The organism is Streptococcus oralis (assembly GCF_026782235.1).
In the GTDB taxonomy this organism is placed as follows: Bacteria; Bacillota; Bacilli; order Lactobacillales; family Streptococcaceae; genus Streptococcus; species Streptococcus oralis_CC.
The window spans coordinates 51,142-68,697 of the sequence record NZ_JAKUWE010000005.1 but is presented as its reverse complement, the minus strand read 5'-3'; the positions used below and the strand labels follow the sequence as shown (position 1 = coordinate 68,697).

15 protein-coding genes and 1 pseudogene are annotated in these 17,556 nt (G+C 41.3%); 7 read left to right on the top strand and 9 right to left on the bottom strand.

Annotated features, from left to right (window positions below; all coding sequences use genetic code 11):
- Positions 1 to 40 precede the first annotated feature (40 nt).
- Positions 41 to 1,123, bottom strand: coding sequence for an ABC transporter permease (locus MK396_RS08360; protein WP_268724270.1), 1,083 nt, complete (start codon positions 1,121 to 1,123; stop codon positions 41 to 43).
- A 1-nt stretch (position 1,124) separates the two neighbouring features.
- Positions 1,125 to 1,841: an ABC transporter ATP-binding protein gene (locus MK396_RS08355; RefSeq protein ID WP_084868590.1), complete on the bottom strand. Its 717-nt coding sequence runs from the start codon at positions 1,839 to 1,841 to the stop codon at positions 1,125 to 1,127.
- Between the two features lie 230 nt (positions 1,842 to 2,071).
- Between MK396_RS08355 and MK396_RS09980 the strand changes: the two are divergent.
- A pseudogene (locus MK396_RS09980) lies at positions 2,072 to 2,206 on the top strand (low temperature requirement protein A); the annotation flags it as partial.
- Between the two features lie 61 nt (positions 2,207 to 2,267).
- Here the strand turns inward: MK396_RS09980 and MK396_RS08350 are convergent.
- The 4 genes from MK396_RS08350 to MK396_RS08335 all read right to left on the bottom strand — a co-directional run bounded on the left by MK396_RS08350 (position 2,268) and on the right by MK396_RS08335 (position 9,563).
- The gene (locus MK396_RS08350) at positions 2,268 to 3,515 is read right to left on the bottom strand and encodes a carbohydrate-binding domain-containing protein (RefSeq protein WP_268724269.1); all 1,248 of its coding nucleotides are present in this window, start codon (positions 3,513 to 3,515) and stop codon (positions 2,268 to 2,270) included.
- A gap of 284 nt (positions 3,516 to 3,799) precedes the next feature.
- A complete protein-coding gene (locus MK396_RS08345) occupies positions 3,800 to 4,363 on the bottom strand; it encodes a sugar O-acetyltransferase (protein ID WP_084868592.1) in 564 nt (187 codons plus the stop codon).
- A 256-nt stretch (positions 4,364 to 4,619) separates the two neighbouring features.
- Positions 4,620 to 7,520 carry a type III restriction-modification system endonuclease gene (locus MK396_RS08340; protein WP_268724268.1) on the bottom strand — a complete coding sequence of 967 codons (2,901 nt, stop codon included), beginning with the start codon at positions 7,518 to 7,520 and terminating at the stop codon, positions 4,620 to 4,622.
- 9 nt (positions 7,521 to 7,529) lie between these two features.
- Positions 7,530 to 9,563: a site-specific DNA-methyltransferase gene (locus tag MK396_RS08335; protein WP_125840644.1), complete on the bottom strand. Its 2,034-nt coding sequence runs from the start codon at positions 9,561 to 9,563 to the stop codon at positions 7,530 to 7,532.
- Between the two features lie 337 nt (positions 9,564 to 9,900).
- Between MK396_RS08335 and MK396_RS08330 the strand changes: the two genes are divergently transcribed.
- Genes MK396_RS08330 through MK396_RS08320 form a run of 3 tightly spaced genes read left to right on the top strand, consistent with a single transcriptional unit; the run spans position 9,901 to position 12,168 of the window.
- Positions 9,901 to 10,206: a rhodanese-like domain-containing protein gene (locus MK396_RS08330; RefSeq protein ID WP_125840643.1), complete on the top strand. Its 306-nt coding sequence runs from the start codon at positions 9,901 to 9,903 to the stop codon at positions 10,204 to 10,206.
- Between the two features lie 20 nt (positions 10,207 to 10,226).
- Positions 10,227 to 11,882, top strand: coding sequence for an FAD-dependent oxidoreductase (locus MK396_RS08325; protein ID WP_268724267.1), 1,656 nt, complete (start codon positions 10,227 to 10,229; stop codon positions 11,880 to 11,882).
- On the top strand, positions 11,872 to 12,168 hold the full coding sequence (locus MK396_RS08320; RefSeq protein WP_125840641.1) for a rhodanese-like domain-containing protein: 297 nt from the start codon (positions 11,872 to 11,874) through the stop codon (positions 12,166 to 12,168). Before MK396_RS08325 ends, MK396_RS08320 begins: the two co-directional genes overlap by 11 nt.
- 207 nt (positions 12,169 to 12,375) lie before the next feature.
- Here the strand turns inward: MK396_RS08320 and MK396_RS08315 are convergent, their stop codons facing one another.
- The gene (locus MK396_RS08315; protein WP_125840640.1) at positions 12,376 to 12,633 is read right to left on the bottom strand and encodes a metal-sensitive transcriptional regulator; all 258 of its coding nucleotides are present in this window, start codon (positions 12,631 to 12,633) and stop codon (positions 12,376 to 12,378) included.
- Positions 12,634 to 12,780: 147 nt separating this feature from the next.
- Here MK396_RS08315 and MK396_RS08310 point away from each other — a divergent pair, with 147 nt between their 5' ends.
- The 3 genes from MK396_RS08310 to MK396_RS08300 are packed head-to-tail and all read left to right on the top strand — an operon-like array spanning position 12,781 to position 15,318.
- Positions 12,781 to 13,401, top strand: coding sequence for a GTP pyrophosphokinase (locus tag MK396_RS08310; protein ID WP_084874277.1), 621 nt, complete (start codon positions 12,781 to 12,783; stop codon positions 13,399 to 13,401).
- Between the two features lie 9 nt (positions 13,402 to 13,410).
- Entirely contained in the window at positions 13,411 to 14,085 is a 675-nt protein-coding gene (locus tag MK396_RS08305; RefSeq protein WP_000698155.1) for a response regulator transcription factor, read from the top strand.
- Positions 14,086 to 15,318 carry a sensor histidine kinase gene (locus tag MK396_RS08300; RefSeq protein WP_268714887.1) on the top strand — a complete coding sequence of 411 codons (1,233 nt, stop codon included), beginning with the start codon at positions 14,086 to 14,088 and terminating at the stop codon, positions 15,316 to 15,318.
- Between the two features lie 112 nt (positions 15,319 to 15,430).
- Here MK396_RS08300 and MK396_RS08295 read toward each other — a convergent pair whose 3' ends face one another.
- The gene (locus MK396_RS08295) at positions 15,431 to 16,285 is read right to left on the bottom strand and encodes a VOC family protein (RefSeq protein ID WP_125840638.1); all 855 of its coding nucleotides are present in this window, start codon (positions 16,283 to 16,285) and stop codon (positions 15,431 to 15,433) included.
- 106 nt (positions 16,286 to 16,391) lie between these two features.
- Entirely contained in the window at positions 16,392 to 17,429 is a 1,038-nt protein-coding gene (locus MK396_RS08290) for an aldose epimerase family protein (RefSeq protein ID WP_125840637.1), read from the bottom strand.
- Positions 17,430 to 17,556 lie beyond the last annotated feature (127 nt).

Sequence of the window (17,556 nt, the reverse complement as noted above, 5' to 3'; positions counted from 1 at the left end):
CTAATCTTCACACCTTTTTTAGCATTATTTATGTTGATTTCTAAACTTTACGATAACGACGCAATCCAACAATATTGAGAATTGTTAAAATGATCAAGAAAATCATTAAAACACCAAGATTTGACAAAATATCACCAAGATTGTGTCCGTAAAGAATAATCTGGCTTATTGCATCACCAGAATAGGTTAATGGCAAAAATTTCCCCACAGTTGGAGCCCATTCTCCCATGGATGACAATGGAATAATCCCTGAGAAAAAGAGTTGAGGCATAATCACGAGAGGAATAAATTGCATCATTTGGAATTCTGATTTTGCTAGAGTAGACAAGAGAATTCCAAAAGCTAGTGCTACAAGAGCCAGTACCACATTAACTATTATAACATTTAAAATATTTCCTACAACTTCTACATCTAGTAGCCAAATTGCTGCTAAGACGACAACTGCCGTTTGAAAAATCGCAATAATACCGTAAGACAACATATAGCCATAGACGATTTCAGAACGTTTCACTGGGGTTGCTAACAAGCGATCCAAGGTTCCACTTGTGCGCTCTTTCAAAAGTGCCATACCAGAAATCAAAAAGACAAAGAAAAAGACCACAAAGCCAATTAAAATTGGAATCATATGTGCAAAGAATCCAGTATTTTTATCTCCATATTGGTAAGATTCTTTGATTTCAGGCGCCTTTGCATCTAATTTCAATTGTGGAAGAGCTTGTTTGACACGAGATAATAACTGATCGGTGCCTTCATTGACGATACTTGTTCGTAACACTTGTCGTGTCATAGTTGTTTTAGAAGCATCCGTATTTGCGTAGTCGACCTGATACTCACCATCTTTATACGATATGACTGCATCTACTTTCTCGTCAGCTAGAGCTTTTTTAGCCTGATCTAAGTCTTGATAAGTCTCGACGTCCACATGATCGAGCTCATCCATTTTCGTTACCAAACCAGTTGGTAGATCTTGTGTCGCTAACTTGACATTCACGGTTGTACTAGCTGAAAACATGAGGTTCATCAGCCACATAATAAATACCGGCGCTACAAACATCATAGCCAAGGTTCGTTTGTCACGAAGCAATTCTTTGATAACTTTTTTAGCAATAGCAATGGTTCTCATCTTACTCTCCTTCTGCTTTCAAAAATACTTCTTCAATACTTGAAACTTGATAACTATCTTTTAAGTGTTGCGGTGTATCAAAAGCAATGATTTTTCCACCTAATAACAAGCCGACCTTATCCGCTAACTCTGCTTCATCCATAACATGGGTAGTAACTAATATCCCAATCCCATTGTCTCTAAGCGCGAATAATTCTTTCCAAATTTTCTTTCGAAGAGAAGGGTCGATTCCAACTGTCGGTTCGTCCAAAATCAAGAGCTGAGGATTCCCCAGAAGCGCGATGGCTAAAGACAAGCGTCGCTTCATTCCTCCAGAATAACCGGATACCGTTTTATTCAAATGCTCTGTCAGATCCACAACTTGAGCCACATGGGCAATTTCAGCTGTCAGATCTCTTTTGGATAGCCCTTTTAGCTGCCCAAAAAATTCTAGATTTTCTTGACCTGACAAAGCCTCATATAAGGCATCTGACTGGGCCATATAACCAATATCTCCTAAAATATGGCGATTGGGCATAGTGTGATTTAACACTAAAGCTACGCCTCCATCAGCCTTTTCCATTCCTAACGCAGTCTTAATCATAGTTGATTTACCAGCACCAGACGGACCAATTAATCCTATAATTTCTCCTGTCTGCAATTCAAAGCTGACATGATTCAGAACTATTTGATGGTCAAAAGATTTTACTAAATCTTGTAAATGTAGTAGCGTTTTCATTTACTTCCTCCTTGGTGAGTGATTACTCACTTACTAAATATAAACCTATTATAGTGAGTAATCACTCACTTGTCAAGAAAAAAGTTGAAATTCTTTAAAAAAATAAAAACACCAGATGATATTATCTGATGCTTATTAAAAATATCTCTGATTTTAGGAGTGTTTCTGAATCTCTTCTCGATACTCCGATATCGTCTTTCCTGTCCACTTTTTAAAGGCCTATTCTTCCTCTGCTTTTCTCAGCCAATCCTACCATCGTCATTGCTATCGCAACTCTAATGACCTTGGCGATGGAAATTCATTTTACTCATTTTTATATGAAACAGACTAAGAAATTTTCAAGACCTAATGGGGAGTTGTTTTAGCTACAATCCATCTCTCAAACATAAAAACTCTCCCTTCTCTTTCGAGAAAGGAGATTCTTTTTTATCCTCGTCCGCCAGGGGCTGGACCGCCAGGACCACCATTTCCTTGAGGGCCTCCATTTGGTCCACCGCCTCCAGGCATAGAGTTGACGATTTCCGTTTGTTTTTCGCCGTTGAGATAGATGTCACCACCTGTATAGGTCGCCGTTCCATCAAAGTCAAAACCTGTTTGACCAATCATTTTAATGGTTCCACCTGTAACCGTGATATCCCCGTTTGAGTCGATTGGATCTGTATCCCCTTGACCAACTTCTATTGTCAGGTTCCCACCGTTCATAGTAAAGAAAATCTCACTTTGTTGGGCATTTTTATTTGCTGCATTGACTCCATCATCTGTCGTATAGACATTGATATCGCCGTCGTTTATGGTGATAGATTTTCCTTCTATCCCTTCTGTTGAATTCTTAACGGTATAGGTACCGCTATCAATCACTAGGTTACCAGAAGCGTGAATTCCATCATCTCCTGCTGTAACTGTTATGGTATTGTTAGCCAAATACATATTGCCGACAGTCATATCGTCATCATTGTCGACCTTGACTCCATCCTCTTTGGCATCGATGGTCATGGTCGTACCAGTGATGTTGAGTTCATCATTGACATTAAAGGCATCGCCGACTGCTGTGATGTTATAGGTTCCACCCGTGATGTGGAGGGTGTCGTTATCCTTGATACCATTGTTTTTCTTGCCATCTACATTGAGAGTTCCTTTCCCGTTGATGGTCAAATCCACCTTAGAAAAGAGAGCTGCGTCAGCCTTTTCATCGCTGTTAGAGCTTGAGTCAGAGAGACTATTGGTGGTTTCCTCTGCTAGAGTTAAGTAGACGTGGCCGGCTGATGTCGCAGATATCGTTGCATTGGTATTGGTCATGGTCGCGCCTTTTAGGACTAGGTGAACATCTGCTGACTTATCTGCCTCGACCTTGATCTGCACTCCGTCAGACTGACCTGAAATCACATAGGTTCCAGATTTTGTGATGGTCACTGTTGATTCAGAGACTGTCACCCCATCTCCAGAGACGTTTGCTGATGAGCCAGATAACTCAATCTTAGAAGCTGTACTTTCATCATAAGAAGTATCATAGTCCTTCTCAGTAAAATAGGAAGATTGGTTTGTCTTTGTTGAAGTTGTTGTGGCACTATTTGTCGTTGCATTGGTATTGGATGTAGTTGTTGACTGGGCACATGCTGCCAGCAGCACCATTGCCGTTAAACTCGTTGCGAGTAGGGTCCATTTTTTTGATTTCATACCTTTTTCCTCTCCTTCGTATGATATAGCTAGACAGTCTACAGAAGATTCCCGAAACAAAACTAAAACTTTTCTGAAAGTTTCCTTAAATTCAGTTTGGATTAGATTTCGCCTAGTAATTTTTTAGAAAGGGCTGCTAAAACAATTTTTGAACTTTAGACTACCTTTAATAGATTTTTAAAACCAACATCCCTCAGTACGATGTTTCCTTGACCAAGAAAGCAAAAAAGAAGAAAAATTTATAAGATTAGAGTTCATAAAAAGAACAGCCCAGGCTGTTCTTTTTAGTTTTCTTTTACTGGTATTTCCTTGATAACACGCGCAGGATTCCCACCTAGGACAACATTATCTCCAAAGGACTTGGTAATCACAGCCCCTGCTCCAGCAACGACATTATTTCCTAGTGTCACTCCAGGAAGGACGATGACGCCACCTCCAGCCCAGAAATTGTCTCCAATGGTGATGGGCTTGCCGTATTCGACCCCTGAATTGCGTTCATCCGGATCCAGTGGATGGAGTGGGGTTAAAAACTGACAGTTGGGACCAATCATGGCGTTGTTCCCGATGCGAATCGGACAAACATCCAGCATGGTCAAGTTCCAATTAGAATAAAAATTTTCCCCTAGATGGATATTGACCCCATAATCGACCACCAGATGTGGATTGACATAGAGATTTTGTCCGGTTGAACCAAACCAAGTCTTGATGATTTCGGCTCCCTTCAAGGGATCTTCTTCCCGGTTAAAGGCAGCCTGTTTTTGGCGAGAAGCCTGAGCCAAGGCCCGTAACTCGGAATCAAACGGATGATAGGGTTCTCCTGCTATCATTTTCTGGTATTCACTGGTCATAGTATCACCTCATACTTACTTTGGAGCCCATCATATCAAAAAGCCTTTGAAAGGTCAAGAATACTATAATATCAAATTTTCGGACACTATCAACGCTCACTTATTCTTGCAATTTATCGATTAGAAATCGTTCACTTTGTCTATATCAATCACAATGTATTGTTTACATGATGTTGTAAAAAAGTGATTCCCAAAATGGAAATCACTTTTTATTCAGCAAGGAAATGGTTCCTGAACATCGAAACCATAATAAAAATCATTGCTTCGTACCAAGTTCTCGCAATTTCTGATAAACTTGCTCTTCATCCGTTGCCACCTGATAAACAATATTTTGATTTCCCAAGGAATTAAAAAAATACTCTTGAATAGCAATAGCTAATTTATCAGTGTCTCGCATATTATCTGCCTTAGTTTCTACAAAAAGATAAATAATCTTATTTTGAGCACCTTCAATTACAAAAACAAAATCAGGACTAGTTGTTCCACCTGTATATTTTGGAATACGAATAGCAGATTTAGGAAGTTTTCCGAATACTGTTACTGTCTTATCGTAGTGATGCTGAAGAAGTTTTTTCTCTGGATTCTCACTATCATAGTAAACGGGTGGACGGTCGTAAAGATATCGTTCTTCCCTCCCAACTTCAGTCAACTCTTTTGTACCTAAATTTCCAATAATAATTTCATTTACAAAACTATCCGTTGTAGCATCATAAAGTGTTGTAATAGCTTGAAAATCCAAACTTTCATAGCGATAAGCTGTGCTATAACTCTTCTCAAAAGCACATTTAAAGGCTTTAACCAAATTTTTCAAAGTCTCATTATTTAGAATATTATCATTTCTAATTTTTTTCAATACTTTTAAGAGTCGCCTATGTAATGCTGTAATAGGTAAATTCGTTTCCTGTACCAGCTTTTTGAGGAAGTCTCCATACGCCATACCAGCTCTCGTATGCCTATAACGAGCCGTCTCCATTGAACTAGCAACTTCACTATCCCCTGCTACCAGACTTTCCCTTATCATACCAAAATATTCAACAACATAGTGCGTCTCATCTAAAAATATCTGATCCATAAGTTGTGATATGTCAACAGCTCCATCATCAAAAACTATCATACGTCGCTTCGAAAAATCTCTCCAAAGTTCTTTCACCTGTTTCCAGTTGTCTTGATTTAATTTAACATGCGTAACAGGCCTTGTCTCATTACTATTACGAACCTTATCGCCTCTCAGTTGCTGTTCTGTCAGGATGGGATACAACTGGCATAATTTCTCCCATCCTCCCTCTTGATAAGTCATAGAAAAATCAATAATTCCCTTCTGTCCCAACTGATTTTTGAGGACATTCTCCGTCAAATCCGAATAATGGCTAAGAATCAACCGAATCGTTTGCTCATCTAATCTTTCTCTATTAAATTCAATTGGAGCGTCGTTGTTGATTTCTCCAATTAATTTTTGGGCAAAATCTCTCTCATCATATCCAATGAGGAAATCCAACCGAGAGACAAATTCGTCTTGTGTGACACGGCGTCCCTTCTCATCAACTGGAAGACGAAGTCCTCGACCTACTTCTTGAATCTTCGAATTTTCAGATCCGGAAGTGCGAAGTTTGCAAATAACAAAAACATTGGGGTTATCCCATCCTTCACGAAGCGTCCACTTTGAAAAGAGGAAGCGTCTAGTTAGCCAATTCCCTTCACCATCTTTAAAAGACAATAGCTTGGTTTTATTATGAAGAATATCATCAACTTCTGCTTGGATATCATCGGCACTTGACCCACGATCTTCTCCGAAATAGCCTGCATGAATGGACTGAGTATCAGCCTGCAAGTCACATAGACTTGCTTTAAGGTAGCCTAAATAATCTTTACTGATAGCATCTGACATTTTTTCCATGTCTGCTATCCTGCTTTGCAATTTAGCCAAAAGCAGACGCTCAAAGGTCAAACGCAACCAGCCATCCTTCTTTCGATAAGAGGCAATAGAGTCAATGAAAAAAAGGGTTAGAGCCTTAATCTTAGGTTGATTATTCGGACGACTAAAAAGTTCCCATTCCTTTATAAAGTGCTTATCAATAGCATCTTCTATCATAAGTTCCTGATAAGAGTTAGCAAAGGTGTGAGGTATGAGCATCATCCCAACAGCCAATTCTAATCCATTACTGAGCACTTTGGAACCTGCATAAAAAACATCCCCCTCAAAAGCAGAATCAACATCAGCAAGATTATCTCCGACCGCTAGCGTCCTTGTCAAATTGCCTTTTTTCAGCGTCAACTCCTTCGCTTTTACGCCCACTACCTTCCATACATTTTGGCTTTCCTCTTTAGTCAATTTAGGATAAGCAATATCAATCCCCTTTACAAGCCCTTGATTAAAGGACTTGACAGCAGTCAAGTTATAGACTGGTTGGTCTTGATAATAGTGTTTCTTTAAATGTCCCACTCGACCATTTTTTACCATCACCTCAGGAAATGTAGCCCCAAAGCGAACAATCATTTGAGGCTTGAGACTGGTTACCGCTTGATAATTTTTGCCGTCAATGGGAAAACGATGTGGTTCGTCTATAATAACAACTGGACGCGTTCTTTCAAGGGCTGCAATGGGCTGTGTGATGTTAGACAAAAGGGTCTGATCGTATTTGTCACTCGTCATAGAAGACGATCGTAGCATATCTGCATTGACTAGAAGAACTTGAATCGTATTGCTATTAAGCCTTGAGCCTTCGATAAAACTTGTCAGTTGAGCTGGAAAGTTTTTGCGACCACTTTTCACTTTAAAGTCTCCTGCATTGATGACATTGAGATCAATACGAACGTTACTGTAATGTTGAGAAAAGTGCTGTTTAGCATAATCCGACTGGATAAAATGTCTGGTTCCCTCTTTGATAGCGGGACTCGGTACGACTATAATAAATTTAAAAAGTCCTCTCTCCTTGTGAAGCTCATAGAGAAGTCTGGTATATACATAGGTCTTACCAGTTCCTGTCTCCATCTTGACATCTAAAAATTTCTTCTCATCATAGCGTCCATAGAGAAGAGGATTAGCATAGACATAGTTGATATCGGGATCCGTACTACCATCATCAATCTTTGGAAATGCATCCATAATAGCTTTTAAAGCTTCTTCTTGATGGGGCAGTTCTTCTAGAAATAGTTTCATGACGACCTCCTAATAATTCTTTATCAACTTAACTACCTTGTCCAGACTGGACAAGGCTAACTCAAGCTCACGCAGGGCTGTCATCTCAAAACTATAACCATATAGAATGATAGTCTGAACCTCCAGCTCGCGCCTACCAAGAAGATTGACTAATACTCTTGTCTGCTCTTCTGTCCAGCCCTGTTCAATCAAATATAAACGATTATCCAGTTGGATAGCAGGGTAACCAGCAAGGTCAAGATAATTTTCTTTCTTATCAACTGCATATCCATCTGATAACTTCCAAGTTGTCAAAATGGTCTCGTAAGCTAAAGCTCCCCCCTCAACTCCCAGATAATCTGCTGAAAAAGGTGTCAACATGTCGTCAAAATAATCTTCGCCGATCAAGTTAATCTGTCCAGATCCATCCATAAAAGTTCCTGTCTCAATATCATACGTATCCAAGTCTTCCAACAATTTCTGATCAGGCTTGACTACTTGATAATGCTTAAATCCACCATCAAAGTTAGGAAAACTAGGATTTCTCTCAAGAATTTTAGCCCTCGCACACTTAATCCGCTCACGAGAAATTTGATCAATATAGCGATAACCGTCCTTATAGGCAGCTTCTGCCCCTTTTGCAGGGCTTTCTGTGCCATCAGAGTTTGTCGTAAAAGTCGGCTGATCTAACTGTACCATGATATAGCTACGATTTCCTCCGTCCTCAGCATTTAACTGCATGACTGCATCAGCTGTCGTCGCAGATCCAGCGAAAAAGTCTAGAACAGTGGCAGAGTTGTTTCCAAACATCTTTAATAACATTTTAATAAAAGATGGATTTTTTGGCATTGAAAACAGTTTCTTTGAATCAAATTCTCCGTAAACAAAACCAGCAGTCTCCGTTTTGAAATCCCACTCATCAGATGATTTGATTAAACTTTTTTGTTGTTTGTAAACATTTCTATCTTTTTCATAGATACTCTCTTCTTTAAATATCAACGATTTTGTATTAAATAACTCTAGAAACTTACTTTTAGAGTACGTATTTTCAAGAAGTTCCCCATCTTTTATTGATTTATAAACTTTATATCCCTTATCTAACAAATCACTTCTAACTTCATCGATCTTCTCAGTTACTAGCTCAATCACTTCTCCATTATAATAAACTGAGTAATTCTTATTATCATCAGCAGCTAGTTTATTTGTGCTTTCACCAACTAAAACACGCTTCCCATGGGAATAATACCCATATTCATCTTTTAATAATTTGTTTTTTCTTACAACATTTTCAAACGGAAGGGCTTTGTCAAAATCTCTTGCATAAACTAACAGTGTCTCATGACTGACAGCTACAAATTTCCCATTTTTTCTTCCCTTAGGATTATTTTCAATAGCTAGATTAGCCACAAACTGTCCTTCTCCAAATATCTCATCCATAAGTAATTTTAGATTAGCTTGTTCATTATCATCGATAGAGACAAAAATAACACCCGTATCCTTGAGAAGACGTTTTGCCAGCCAGAGTCTAGGATACATAAAGGTTAACCAAGCTGAGTGTGTGGCACGGCCCTGAATAGACTTAAGCCGAGAAAGCCCCTCCTCATCCAGACCAAACATAGCTTTGAGTTTCTCATCGCTGTGAGAAAAGCTATCAGGATAGACAAAACCGTCCGATCCTGTATTATAGGGCGGGTCAATATAGATGACATCGATGCTATTTTCATAACCAGCTTGTAGGTGACGTAGAACCTCCAAATTATCTCCCGTAAAAAAGAGATTGCGGCTGTTCTGATGAATCATCTCTTCATTATGCTTGATATTAGGAACAACCACCGTTTCTGAAAGCTCTCCTGTTTGTTTTTTTGCATAGTTCTTTCCAACAAAATCTAGTTGGTAGCCAGAAGACAACTCCGTTTGAATACTCTCCTTAGCTAGATTTCTCTTAAATTTGTCCATATCAAAGCTTTCGCCTACAAAGAAATCTGGAAGTTTACTCTTCAACTCCTTGAGAAAGGCTGATTTAGATGTGATGGCTTGATTTTCCATCCGAATATCCTTAAGCATGAGCCACCTCCTTCATGCTTATGGTACGCAAAAAGCCTGTCACAAAAGTAACAGGTATACGTATAAATAAAACATAAAAAAACTTAGCTATTCGCGAAATTATATATATATATATATATGTGTGTGTGCGGTTTTTTATGCATAATTTCTCCTCGCATCTTCGGTTCATAGAGTTTTCTTAAGTATCAACCAAAGTTCTTTTGATGTTTTTATTATATCATAATTTAAACGATCAAATCCTAAAAACATCGAATATACCCAAGTCAAAACAACTTGCTTGACAAAAGATTAACTTCATGGTTTAATATACCCCATAAGGGTATATTTGGAGGTGCCTATGTTTCACTTATTTACAAAAATTGACAGTATTTCTACCAGCGAGTTAGAAGCTAAACTCAGAGAACCGATTCAGCTACTAGATGTTCGGACGCCTATGGAATTCCGTAGAGGTCATATCAAAAATGCCAAGAATATCCCTCTAACGGAAATCGGTTCTTACACACCTGCGACAAAAGAAACACTTTATGTCATTTGTCACTCTGGTGTACGAAGCAAACTAGCTGCGAAAAAGCTTAAGAAAAAAGGCTATGATGTCATCAATGTACGAGGCGGTATGAGCGCTTGGACAGGCAAGGTCATCTAGAAGCAAAAAGGAGAAAGTCAATGAAAATTATCATTGTCGGAGGAGTTGCAGGCGGTATGTCAGCAGCAACCCGTCTCAGACGTCTCATGGAGGACGCTGAGATTATTATTTTTGAGAAAGGTCCCTTTGTTTCCTTTGCAAACTGCGGGCTTCCTTACTATGTTTCAGGAGAAATTGCAAACCGTGATAGTTTATTGGTGCAAACTCCTGAAAGTCTCAGGGCACGCTTTAATCTCGATGTGCGACCATTTCATGAAGTCATCCAGATTTCTCCAGCAGAACACACTGTGACAGTGCGACACGATGGACAGGAATTCACAGAAAGCTACGACAAGTTGATCCTCTCCCCAGGAGCTAAACCATTTGTTCCTGCCATTGAAGGCTTGGCAGAAGCTAAGAACACCTACACGCTCCGCAATGTTCCCGATCTTGACGAGATTATGGCTGCCTTGGACAATCATCCAAAAGAAGCTGTCGTTATCGGTGCAGGCTTTATCGGGCTTGAAATGGCTGAAAACCTTGCGAAACGTGGATTGCAAGTTACTATCGTTGAGAAAGCACCCCATGTCTTGCCACCATTAGATCACGAAATGGCAGCCTTTATCCAAGCAGAATTGGTTAAAAACGGCGTTCGCGTTATCACTTCTCAGTCTGCGACTCGATTTGGAGGCCAGGGAAAAGTCATCGTTCTCGAAAACGGTCAAAAGATCACTTCTGACCTCACCATCCTTTCTGTCGGTGTTGAACCTGAAAATGGACTGGCTAAGGCTGCAGGGATTGAACTGGGACTACGTGGCGGTATCTTAGTCGACGAACACTACGAAACCAGTCAAAAAGATATTTTTGCGGTTGGGGATGCCATCGCCGTCAAGCAAGAAATTACAGGCCAAGATGCCCTCATCTCTCTCGCTTCTCCTGCTAATCGTCAAGGACGCCAAGTGGCGGACGTCATTGCAGGACTCGGTCGTACCAATAAGGGCAGTATCGGCACTGCTATCGTTCGTACCTTTGATATGACAGCCGCCTCGACTGGTCTCAGCGAACGTAGTCTTGGCATGAATCAACTTCCTTACAAGGCCCTTCATGTCAGCGGGAAAGACCACGCTGGTTATTATCCAGGCGCTACTGATATGACCTTGAAGCTCCTCTTTGACCCAACCACTGGAAAAATCTACGGTGCCCAAGGAGTCGGGAAGAAAGGCGTTGACAAGCGAATCGATATCCTGGCAACTGCTATCAAGGGAAATCTCACCGTCTTTGACTTACCAGAATTGGAGTTCACCTATACACCACCATTTGGCTCTGCCAAGGATCCCGTCAATATGCTGGGCTACGCAGCCTTGAACCTTATCGAAGGTCTCAGCGACAATATCCAATGGTACCAACTAGAAGACGAACTGGACAAGGGCAAGAAATTCCTAGATGTACGGACAAGTGGCGAATTCCAGAGTGGCCGACTCAAAGTCGATACCATCCACATCCCCCTAAACGAACTACGGGAACGCTTGGACGAACTGGATAAGAACCAAGCCTATATCGTCAGCTGCCACAGCGGTTTACGCAGCTACATCGCAGAGCGTATCCTCAAACAAGCAAGATTTCCCGTCCAAAACCTTGACGGCGCTTATTCACTATACAAAATGGCTAAACCAGAAGGAGTCGAATATGGAAACTAGTATCAGCATGGCTGACTTTTATGAAAAATATCAACATGAAAATCTAAATCTTATCGATGTACGTGAAGTACATGAATTCCAAGCAGGACATGTACCAGTTGCCAAAAATCTTCCGTTAAGTACCTTGGAGCAAGGCTATAAAGAACTCAATCCTGACCATGCATACCATGTTATCTGTCAAGGTGGAGTACGTTCTGCATCTGCCTGTCAATTTCTCAGCGCCCAAGGCTTCACCGTTATCAACGTAGAAGGTGGTATGAATGCTTGGCCCGGTCAAGTAGAATAAGCAAAAGAAGCTGAGCAACAACTCAATTTCAGGAGAAAATGAAGTTAATCTTCCCAAAATAAAACGCATACTATCAAGGTTTTTCAACACCTGATAGTATGCGTTTTTTAATTTTAAAGACTCTTTACCCAGCCTCTTTTGATTCAAATTAAACTATTCTATTAATAGTTAGATATGCCTTTGCAACTATCGTCTCAAAAAATTAGTTCATTTCCGTTTAATCAAGTATCGGATGGCCTTTTCTAGGCGTTCTTTTTGAGCCTCGGGGTCATCTAGTGGTTGGTTGATGCAGGCGGTGAGATTTTCCGTAATCATCATCTCAATCACGCGCTCAACACTCGATTTCACTGCTGTCAACTGCGTCACAATATCAGCGCAGTCACGACCTTCTTCAATCATCTTTTGAATCCCACGCAACTGGCCCTCTGAACGTTTCAAGCGTGTTATATACTTTGAGTTTGTCATTTCTTTTTCCTTGCTCGATTTTTCTTCATTATATCTCGAATAAGGGGCTTTGTCAAAATTCTCATCCCATCTGTCTTTGTAGGAACTTATCTCATATCGGTGTTTTCATGATATAATAGTAAAAAACTGTTCAGAATGGACGTGCTTATGAATTCTATCTATGGTAGCTGTGAGACCTATTTACCCACCATCTTGCAAACCTTTATTCAAGACATAGAAGAGGCCGCAGCCAATTACAAAAAAGAAACCAACCTCAAACTATATGAGCATTTGCATGCTCGCATCAAAACGGAAAAAAGCATGCGTGAAAAATGCCAACGCAAGGGCCTTCCTCAGACAAGTCAATCCGCTCTTAAAGAAATACGAGATGCTATTGGCGTTCGAATTATCACAGGCTTTACAGATGATATCTACCGCATCGTAGAGTATATTCGCCAGATGCCAAGCATCCATATTTTCAAAGAGAAAGACTATATCCGTCAGGTCAAACCCAACGGCTACCGCTCCTATCATCTGATTCTAGAGGTGACCACTCCCTACCCAGACTGTCTGGGAAATGACCAGGGTACCTATTTTATCGAGATTCAACTGCGCACAATTGCTATGGACTCCTGGGCTAGCCTCGAACACCAGATGAAATACAAGAAAAACATCCAAAATCCTGAGCGAATCACGCGCGAGCTCAAACGTTGTGCCGATGAGCTTGCTTCTTGTGATTTGACCATGCAGACCATCCGTGATTTGATTCAGCGCTCTGATCAAGACTAAGGAGAACCTATGAAAATCCTACTTGCCGAAGATGAAACCCAACTAAACCGTGTTATCACTGTTGCGTTAGAACGCGAAGGCTACAGCGTTGATTCTGTTTTTAACGGACAAGATGCTGTCGAAAAGGCTAAATCTAACCACTATCACCTCATGATTTTTGACATCATGATGCCAATTAAAACTGGAATCGAAGCCCTCAAAGAAATTCGCCAGGCAGGCAATACGACTCACGTTATCATGTTGACAGCCATGGCCGAAGTGGACGACCGCGTAACCGGACTCGATGCAGGTGCTGACGACTACTTGACCAAACCCTTCTCTCTCAAAGAACTTCTGGCCAGACTCCGTTCTACTGCCCGCCGTCTGGAGGACTATACCCCAGATACGATCCAATTAGGAAATACCCGCTTGGATATTGACGAACAAGAATTAGCTGCTACAAACAGCATTCGTTTGGGGAAAAAGGAGACCCAACTCTTGACTCTCCTTATCCAGCACGCTAACCAACCCCTCAGTTGTCAACAACTTCTAGAGCAGGTTTGGCCAGACGAGCTAGAAGAACAGGATCACGAGCTCGTCTTTCTCTATATCTCCTACCTACGCCAAAAACTCCAAAGTGTCCAGTCTAGCTTACAAATACTTGGGGCTGCAGAAGGCCCCTTCCAATTGACAGGAGGTGACTAGATGTTTCGAAAACTTCGTATCAAATTTATCGCAACGGCCACTCTTGCCATTGCTCTGATTCTAACCTTCTTTCTAGTCTTGATGAATAGTATCGTCTACACTCAGACGGAGGGTAACATCCACACCGTCCTCTCTATCTTAACCAAGAATGAGGGCGAACTTCCTATTACAGACGAAATCAAGGAAAGTCTGACTGAGAAAAATATCCAAGAAGGAATTGTCTACAACTTTCAATACTTCTCCGTCAGAGAAAAGGAAAATGACTACGCCATCTCCCTCACAAATGTCCAGTCCTTAACTGAGGCTGAAGTCAAAAGTTTTCTCCCAAACATCCTCAAAAAGCAAGAAACTTATGGTTCTATTACTCATAAGGGACGCTATTTTACCTATCAAGTGAGCCAATCTACGACTGGGAAACTACTGGTTTTCTTTGAGACAACTAACTATATCCGCGAACGCGACACCCTACTTCAGGTCTCTATCTGGCTGGCCCTAGCTAGCTTACTCCTCCTCATACTGCTCTTCACCTTGATTTCAGGGATTGTCATTCGTCCTTTTATCAAAAACTATGAAAAACAACGGATGTTTATCACCAATGCAGGACACGAACTTAAAACGCCTCTAGCCATCATTTCGGCCAATACCGAACTACAGGAGTTAATAGAGGGAGAGACTGAGTGGAGTATCAGCACTAAAGAACAGACGGAACGACTCAACCACTTGATTGGAAGACTCATCCGACTTGCTCGGCTCGAGGAACAAGAGGATATCAAATTAGCTCCTCAAAATATCTCCGTCATCGCTGAAAAGGTTGCCTCAGATTTTGCTCCTCTCTTTACCAAAGAAGATAAAAAATTTGAAAGTTCTATTGAAGCAGACGTTGTAGAAAAAGTAGCCCAAGAAGAATTTTATGAGCTTCTTAGCATCCTTCTTGACAATGCCCGAAAATACTGCGATCCTGCTGGAACGATTCGCTTGACGCTCCAACGCAAAAATTACCTACTACGCAAACGAACTTGCATCACTATTTCTAATGATTATAAGGATGGACAAGCAGTTAATATTAAGCGTTTCTTTGATCGCTTTTATCGTGCAGAGACCTCTCACAACAACCAAACCATATCTGGACACGGAATTGGTCTCTCTATGGCTCAGCATCTCGTCAGCTTATTTAGAGGTAAAATATTTGTCACCTACAAGAAACAGGTGATTACCTTTACAGTCTGGTTATAACTATAGCTCTTTTACTCTTTATCATTTCATAAAAAGCGAACAAGTACGCATTCTAAAAACAGAATGCGAGCTTGTCCGCCTTTTTCTATGTCTATGATGTGTTTTTCACATCTCATCGTGCCAAGCAAATGCGGGTCACAATCCCATCTGGGTCTACAAGATCCAACTCACTCGAATTTAACCACTTGATTGGTGCCTCTAGCTCTTGTGCTTGCTTAACGATGTTCAGGAGTTCTTCCTTGCTTTCGACCTCAAGAACATAGTAAGCCAAACCTGGCAAGCCTTGCTCACGCGGAGCCAGACCTTTTCCAGCCCATTCGTTGACAGCCAGGTGGTGATGGTACTGACCAGCCGCTATCCAACTAGCACTCGGAATAGTAAATTTATCTTCTAGCCCTAACACCTTTTGATAAAACTGACTTGCCGCGTGGCTATCCTTAACCGATAGATGGATATGCCCCATTCTCGTCCCTTCAGCTAGGATAAAGGGATCCACCTTTTCCCCTAGCTCATAGATGTCCTGTGCCGCGAGGGCTTCGGTCACACCGATAATGCGACCGTCTTCTCGAATATCCCATGAAGAAACTGGCTTATCACGGTAGAGTTCAATGCCATTTCCTTCCAAATCCTCCAGATAAAGGGCGTCACTGTATCCATGATCCGCACCTCCGACCAGAGGAATCCGCAGGTCACTTAGGTGTTTCAAGACATCTGCCAAGGCTTTTCTTGTTGGCAACAAAATCGCCAGATGGTACAGCCCATAATGCTCCCTTACTTCGCCAGCCTTTTCTGTCGCAATCAAGTGAACCAAGGCTTTTTGACCAAGTCCCAAAATCGCTTCTGTCTCCGTTTGCGATAAAATCTCCAAGCCAATAATCTGGTGATAAAAAGCCGTTTGAGTCTTCAAATCCTTGGCATTTAAAACCACCTCGGCTAGGTAAATGTGGCTTTGGTACGCATAAGTCATCGGGTGTCTCCTTTTGTTGTAACATCATTAATTACATCAATTATACACTATTGAGATAAAATGTCAACGAAGACAACTCAAAAGAGCTGGAAACCAGCTCTTCTTTTTATTTTACAACAAGCTCGTAGCGAGTTTTGCTGGTGAAAGTTTCCCCTGCTTTGAGAATGACTTGGTCTTTGAGGTCGCTATGAATGGCATCTGGTAAAGCTTGCGCTTCAAGGGCAATCCCATTGTGCTGTACCATTGGCTCGCCTCCGATGAGCACACTCTCATCCACAAAGTTTGCTGTGTAGACCACAAAGCAAGGGGCCTCTGTCTTGAAAAGTAGGAAGCGACCTGAGTTTTGGTCATAAAGAAAACCAGCATTGTCATGACCTGCAGGAAGAGCAAATGGGTGATCCAAACCAGATACCAACTGGATTTGCTCATCTTCCTCTGCAAAGATGTCCTTCAACAAGGCTCCATTATAGATGTGTTTCACCACATCACGAGTAGCATCTGGAGTCTTAGCCGGAACACCGTCCGGAGCGATTGGGTAAATGCCCTCCGTATTTAGCTGGAAGACATGGCGGTCAACTGTCTGCGTGAAATCACCAGACAAGTTGAAGTAGCTGTGATTAGTTGGATTGACAAGCGTATCCTGATCTGTCGTCACCTTATAGCTGACTTCGTAGGCGCCAGTTTCTTCCAAGTGGTAGCTGATCCAGATCTTGAGATTGCCAGGGAATCCTCCCGTCCCGTCTGTACGCTCGGTGTAGAGGGTCAAGCCATGGTCGCTCACCTCTACCAATTCAAACAAGCTTGAATCCCAACCTGTTGAACCACTGTGGTTACAGTTGCTGGCATTGTTGACTTCAAGGTCATAGGTCTGGCCATTGAGCTCAAATGTCGCACCTGCAATACGGCCTGCTACAGGACCTACACTTGCTCCATGCTTGGGACTATTGCCTACATAGCTATCAAAATCATCAAAGCCCAAGATCACATTGGCAAAGTTTCCAGCCTTGTCAGGTGTGACATAGCGCAAGATGGTCGCACCATAGGTCATGATTTCTAGTTGATAGCCACTGTCAGTCTCAAAGCGATAGGCCAAGACATCCTTGCCCTCATGATTTCCAAATACACGCTCTGTGTATGCTTTCATTCTTCTCTCCTTTGATCCATTTCTCTTAAGTAAACAAACCATAGAGAGTGTATGCACCATCTATGGTTGTAGTTTCTATTTTCAGAATCCTTTGTTAGAAAACCTAAGCATTTGCTTAACAAAAAGG